At 39.7% G+C, this 4694-nt stretch carries 10 protein-coding genes; all 10 read left to right on the forward strand.

Translation table 11 applies throughout. The annotated features are described in order from the left end of the window. The coding region (locus tag LKD71_RS17630; RefSeq protein WP_227616386.1) for a ParA family protein at positions 1 to 477 on the forward strand (477 nt) is incomplete at its 5' end. Continuing rightward, a complete protein-coding gene (locus LKD71_RS17635) occupies positions 467 to 1372 on the forward strand; it encodes a ParB/RepB/Spo0J family partition protein (RefSeq protein ID WP_227616387.1) in 906 nt (301 codons plus the stop codon). The genes LKD71_RS17630 and LKD71_RS17635, both read left to right, overlap by 11 nt. Continuing rightward, a complete protein-coding gene (locus LKD71_RS18220) occupies positions 1369 to 1503 on the forward strand; it encodes a hypothetical protein (protein WP_008371487.1) in 135 nt (44 codons plus the stop codon). The genes LKD71_RS17635 and LKD71_RS18220 overlap by 4 nt, the downstream gene beginning before the upstream one ends. A gap of 4 nt (positions 1504 to 1507) precedes the next feature. Then, entirely contained in the window at positions 1508 to 1675 is a 168-nt protein-coding gene (locus LKD71_RS17640) for a hypothetical protein (protein WP_181976775.1), read from the forward strand. After that, complete coding sequence (locus tag LKD71_RS17645; RefSeq protein ID WP_096240028.1) at positions 1665 to 1976, forward strand: DUF6050 family protein; 312 nt, start codon at positions 1665 to 1667, stop codon at positions 1974 to 1976. Before LKD71_RS17640 ends, LKD71_RS17645 begins: the two co-directional genes overlap by 11 nt. 127 nt (positions 1977 to 2103) lie before the next feature. Beyond that, complete coding sequence (locus LKD71_RS17650; protein WP_227616388.1) at positions 2104 to 2502, forward strand: hypothetical protein; 399 nt, start codon at positions 2104 to 2106, stop codon at positions 2500 to 2502. 13 nt (positions 2503 to 2515) lie between these two features. Then, positions 2516 to 2914, forward strand: a complete 399-nt coding sequence (locus LKD71_RS17655) for a single-stranded DNA-binding protein (protein WP_005344165.1) — start codon at positions 2516 to 2518, stop codon at positions 2912 to 2914. Between the two features lie 13 nt (positions 2915 to 2927). Then, positions 2928 to 3320 (forward strand): hypothetical protein, encoded by a 393-nt coding sequence (locus LKD71_RS17660; RefSeq protein ID WP_227616389.1) that lies wholly within the window; start codon positions 2928 to 2930, stop codon positions 3318 to 3320. Then, complete coding sequence (locus tag LKD71_RS17665) at positions 3313 to 4191, forward strand: replication initiator protein A (protein WP_195659811.1); 879 nt, start codon at positions 3313 to 3315, stop codon at positions 4189 to 4191. Before LKD71_RS17660 ends, LKD71_RS17665 begins: the two co-directional genes overlap by 8 nt. A 9-nt stretch (positions 4192 to 4200) precedes the next feature. Then, a partial coding sequence (locus LKD71_RS17670; RefSeq protein WP_227616390.1) for a replication initiator protein A occupies positions 4201 to 4694 on the forward strand: 494 nt, incomplete at its 3' end.

Here is a 4694-nt window from a genome sequence, read left to right on the forward strand (position 1 = left end):
GTAAATGCAATGAGCAGGGAATATGTATTGAAACAGATTTTATATGGTATCAAGGATCAATATGATGCAGTCATCATTGATTGTATGCCATCATTGGGAATGATTACGATCAATGCGCTGGCTGCATCAGATGAAGTCCTCATTCCAGTTGAAGCATCCTACCTGCCAATCAAAGGATTGCAGCAGTTGTTAAAAACGATCGGTAAGGTTCGTAAGCAGATCAATCCGAAGTTACAAGTCGGTGGGATTCTGTTCACGATGGTAGATGCTCATACGAATGATGCCAGAAATAATATGGAACTTCTCAGAAATGTATATGGAAGTCAAATTCATATCTTTGATAATTATATTCCATTTTCTGTAAGAATGAAGGAAGCAGTCAGAGAAGGACAGAGTATTTTCTCTTATGATCCGAAAGGCAAAGCTACAGAAGCTTATCGGAGAGTGACGGAGGAGGTGCTGAAAGATGCCATCTAAAAAAAGAGCAACTCCCATTTCCTTACAGCCACTTGATGCGTTGTTTGGAACAAACGAAGAAACAAACAATGGAATTTGCGAGATAGAAATAGGAAGCCTTCATCCATTTCCAAATCACCCGTTTCAAGTAAAAGATGATAAGAAAATGGAAGAATTATCAGAAAGCATTACACAATATGGCATGTTGGTTCCTGGTATTGTGCGGTTGAGAGAGTCTGGTGGTTATGAGCTGGTAGCTGGTCATAGGCGAAAACGAGCATGTGAACTTGCGGGATTAGAGAAAATGCCTGTTATCATCAAAGATCTTACAGATGATGAAGCGACGGTGATCATGGTAGATTCCAACATTCAACGAGAAGAGCTGCTGATCAGCGAAAAGGCATTTGCTTATAAAATGAAATATGAGGCGTTAAAGCGTCAGGGGAAACGGTCTGATTTAACTTCTTGCCAAGTTGGCAAGAAGTTGGCGGCGGAAGAAGTCAGTCAGAATACAGGAGATAGTTCCAGACAGATTCTTCGATATATTCATCTGACAGAGTTAATCACAGAGCTTTTAGAACTGGCAGACGAGAAGAAGCTTCCCTTTAATACAGCTGTTGAAGTTTCATATTTGAGAAGTGAAGAACAACAGATATTGCTTCAGTATATGAGTAATCACAATATGGTACCGTCCTTGAAGCAGGCAAAGGAATTGAAACAGATTTCAAAAGAGCGGATGTTGACGTATTCAGAGATTGATCAGATTTGCATGAATGAAAGTACTGAAAAAGTTCAGGTGCAGATTCCGGCGAAGAAATTGAAACAATATTTTCCAGAGACATATACAAAGACTCAGATGGAAGAAATTATATTTATGCTTCTGGCATCGTGGGCAGAAAGAGAGGGTAAAGAATGAGCAATGAAGATATGGCAAGTAGAATACAAGTCTATCTGAAAAAGATAGAAAAGATACGTGTTAAACGGATGAAAAGAGAGAAGTTTAAACATTTGTTGAAAACATTAGGATTATCAGCAGGAAGGAAGTGAAAGTATGGCTTTAAAAATTGTACGAAGATATGATGCGAACGGAAGGGAGCTCACGGAGAAAGATCTGGAAACCTTTCGATTGGATTCTCCTGTGGTTAGAGAAATATTGGCAAACCTTAATCGGGAGGTGACAGAAGGAATCAGACAGAGGGAGAAAAAAGATGACGATTGAAGACGTAATTAAAAAATCAATTCTGCCGCTGGCATTTATGGTATTCTGGTTTTGGATGACAAAAACAATTATGAAAGTCAGTGGTCAGACGGATTGGTTCTGGTGGATATTTATTGCCGGATTGCCATTTGGAATACATAAAATGCGGCTGATTCTAATCCCTAGAGGAATGGATACCACAGCAACGCTTGGTATGGCTGCATTAAGTGTCATCATTGGAGCTTTGATTGGATGTATCATGATTCCAGTGTATGTAATCCGTGCGGTATACGTTTTCTTACGATATATCATCGGAAAATAATTGAATATTTGATAAGAGGCAGGTTTGCGAAAATAAAATCGTAAGCTTGCCTCTTTTTTTGTACCAAAAATCAGGCAATTCAGGGGAAATCCCTTTTGCAAATATATATACTCGGAGGATTTTTAAGATGAGAGAGCGAATTGAAAGTAAGCATGTAACAAAAGAAATCAAAAGTCAGGTGCCAGTGATTCCGGTGGAAATTGTTAAAGAAAGAGGCTGTACGTTCTGCCCGTATTATCTGGGAAATTATGAGAAACAGCCACGCTGTATGATGAAAACCTGTGCCTGGGATGATGAAAATGAACGTTTCCATCCAGTTCTTCGTGGACTAATTCCATTTTACAAAGAGAAGATGGAAAAAGCAGAAGTGAAGTTCTTGGCAATGAAAAAGATTTACACAACGCTGTTAGGAATGTTTGCCGATGAAATGAAGCAGGTAGAGTTGGAAAAAGATGAATGTTACGGATGTGCCTATGGAAAATGTGGACCATGTATCGGTATCTGTTACAAATCAATGAAAGCATAGGAGGGTTAAGCCAATGAATACAACAGTTATTTCCGGGCGATTGGTAAGAAATCCCGGATACAACGAAGTGGAGAATGAAAAAGGACTTCATAAGATTGCCAAGTTTGTTCTGGCAGTTAGAAGGAATTATTCCGATGAAGTCAGTTTCATTCCGGTAAAGGCTTTTGCAAAGAAAGCAGAATTTGCCAGAGATTATCTGATGCAGGGAACGAAGGTCATGGTGGAAGGCGAGATTGTCACAGGTAATTATGAAGATAAGGATACCGGGAAAAAGATCTATACCACTGAAGTGTATGCAAACCGGATTGAATTCGCAGGTGCAAAAATGGTTGACAGACCACCATTTCCAGAAGATGCGGAAGGGTTTTTAGAGATACCGGAGGGCATGGAAGAGGAAATGCCGTTTAGATAGAGGAGGATAAAAGATGGTTTCAGTAGATCAGGCGTATATGGTAGGGCATATGAAAAATGCCGATGGAAGTATCAATAACAAAAATGTAGTGCTGTCAGCAGCATGTGAAGCAGCGGAACTGTTCCAGTGCATGATGTCAGTAAATCAGAAATTGGAGGACTGGCAGAGATTTAACCACACTTTGGAGATGCATCTGAGAAGTGTGGAATGTGAGAAAATCCATGATATCTGTCAGGCATTATATGGAATGAAACATCCGTCCAATGAACTGGAAGGACTGTATTTGGCAAGAGAGGATGAACAGATATGCCTGCTGTACTATCAGGTATTTGTAGGGATGCTGGAAATCAATATTAATTCAGCCGAAGTGCTGTACAAACAGAAGGAGGAAATAATCAATGAGTAAGATGGAGTATATGCCGGTAGATTGTTTGCAGGTGCCAAAGATGCTGTTCCAGGTGGAAGAATTCAAAAATCTATCAAATACAGCAAAAATTTTATACAGCTTATTTCTGGATCGTTTGAAATTTGCGGTGCAGAATGGCTGGGTAGATCATAATGGAGATCTGTTTGTTATCTATCCAAAAAGCGAAATGAAGAAAGATCTGAATACGACTCGATATGGCGTAGATCAGGCAGTACAGGAACTTGTTAAGATTGGAAAGCTGGTGCGTATTGTTCAAAACGATGGAAAGGCGAACCACTTTTATATCAATGATATTTATGAAAATGAGATGGAGGAAGAATCAATGATGACATTAGACAGAATTATGGCAAATATGCAGATGGAAGAAAGAGAAATTATCATGGACAAGATGGTGGCAGCATCCAGAGATATTCTGGGAACAATTGCAGATATGGGATATCTGAATGAATATGAGACACCACTGACTCCTATGGAAGAGCGTGGCTATTACGATGAAGAAGGCAATCTTGATATTGATGCCGTAGAAGCCGATGGCTATGAGTTTGGCATGGATCTGGCATTTGGCGTGTTATCTATTTATGAAGGAAAGCCTGAACGTGTGCTGGAAATTCAGAAATATGTAAATGAGCAGTATGAGTGCTGCTCTAATAAGAAGTTTATGAAAGTTCTGGAAACAATCGCACGAATGAATGGAAACGAGGAGGTTTATATCGAGGATATGTATGTCTGCAATAAAGAAGCAAGGAATTATTATCTGAGTGAGTTAATGATGTGTTTCAACTTTGTGTTTAATGAGATGTGTCATGGTACAGGCAGTGCGGCAAATTGTGATTTCGATGTAGAAGAGTAGGAAAATATTATGGCAGATTTTGAATATTTCAGAGCAGAAGAATCTGACCAGTTTTCTTTTTTTCGGATACCAAAAGCTCTGTTCACAGAAAAAGAGTTTGCAAGCCTGTCCACAGACGCAAAGCTCCTTTACGGAATTCTGCTTGATCGAATCAGCCTATCCAAGAAAAATGGATGGATTGATAGTGATGGTTATGTCTATATCATTTACACGATCGCAGAATTGCAGGAACTATTGCGAATGTCGCATACGACAGTGACAAAGCTTCTTTATGAGCTTGACAGTGTGCATGGGATTGGATTGATTGAACGGTATCGGCAGGGGAATAATCGTCCCTCTGTCATATACGTGAAAAATTTTGTGAAACGGATTAGAGGAAAGCCCGTAAGATACTTTGCTTCTGGAACGCCAGAAACTGGAAATCCGGACTGCAAGGAATTGGAAATCCGGATTGCAAGAAACTGGAAGTCCGGAACGCAAAAAAATAGAAGTCCGGACTGCAA

The organism is Fusicatenibacter faecihominis (assembly GCF_020686945.1).
Taxonomy (GTDB): Bacteria; Bacillota; Clostridia; order Lachnospirales; family Lachnospiraceae; genus Limivivens; species Limivivens faecihominis.

Excerpts from the sequence above, each read along its gene's own strand:
- LKD71_RS17655 (WP_005344165.1), top strand. The coding sequence starts at position 2,516 with ATGAATACAACAGTTATTTCCGGGCGATTGGTAAGAAATCCCGGATAC.
- LKD71_RS17635 (WP_227616387.1), top strand. The coding sequence starts at position 467 with ATGCCATCTAAAAAAAGAGCAACTCCCATTTCCTTACAGCCACTTGAT.
- LKD71_RS17665 (WP_195659811.1), top strand. The coding sequence starts at position 3,313 with ATGAGTAAGATGGAGTATATGCCGGTAGATTGTTTGCAGGTGCCAAAG.
- LKD71_RS18220 (WP_008371487.1), top strand. The coding sequence starts at position 1,369 with ATGAGCAATGAAGATATGGCAAGTAGAATACAAGTCTATCTGAAAAAG.
- LKD71_RS17650 (WP_227616388.1), top strand. The coding sequence starts at position 2,104 with ATGAGAGAGCGAATTGAAAGTAAGCATGTAACAAAAGAAATCAAAAGT.
- LKD71_RS17645 (WP_096240028.1), top strand. The coding sequence starts at position 1,665 with ATGACGATTGAAGACGTAATTAAAAAATCAATTCTGCCGCTGGCATTT.
- LKD71_RS17640 (WP_181976775.1), top strand. The coding sequence starts at position 1,508 with ATGGCTTTAAAAATTGTACGAAGATATGATGCGAACGGAAGGGAGCTC.
- LKD71_RS17660 (WP_227616389.1), top strand. The coding sequence starts at position 2,928 with ATGGTTTCAGTAGATCAGGCGTATATGGTAGGGCATATGAAAAATGCC.